Origin of the sequence: Frankia umida (genome assembly GCF_023242945.1) — a bacterium.
Lineage (GTDB): Bacteria > Actinomycetota > Actinomycetes > Frankiales > Frankiaceae > Frankia > Frankia umida.
On the sequence record NZ_JALKFT010000120.1, the window covers coordinates 1 to 368 of the forward strand.

Genomic DNA, 368 nt, shown 5'->3' on the forward strand with positions numbered 1-368 from the left:
GAGCTGGGCGCGGCCGAACGCACCGTCGGCCTGAACTGCTACGGCCCGACCGAATGCACCGTCGACGCCACCTGGACGGTCGTGGGGGCCGGCGCGAAGCCGCACATCGGACGGCCCGTCGCCGGGTTGAAGGTCCACGTGCTCGACGGCGCGCTGTCACCGGTGCCCGCCGGGGTCGCCGGCGAACTGTTCGTCTCGGGTGCGGGGCTGGCCCGGGGCTATCTGGGTCGGCCTGGGGAGACGGCGAGCCGGTTCGTGGCGAGCCCGTTCGGGGTGGGGGAGCGGCTCTATCGCACCGGTGACCTGGTGCGGTGGACGCCGGTGGGGGCCCTTGAGTTCCTGGGTCGGGTCGACGAGCAGGTGAAGAT

At 73.1% G+C, this 368-nt stretch carries 1 protein-coding gene; it reads left to right on the plus strand.

What is annotated here, in order from left to right:
- Positions 1 to 368, plus strand: a 368-nt coding sequence (locus tag MXD59_RS26045; RefSeq protein ID WP_248827209.1) for an AMP-binding protein, incomplete at both ends; no start/stop codon positions are given.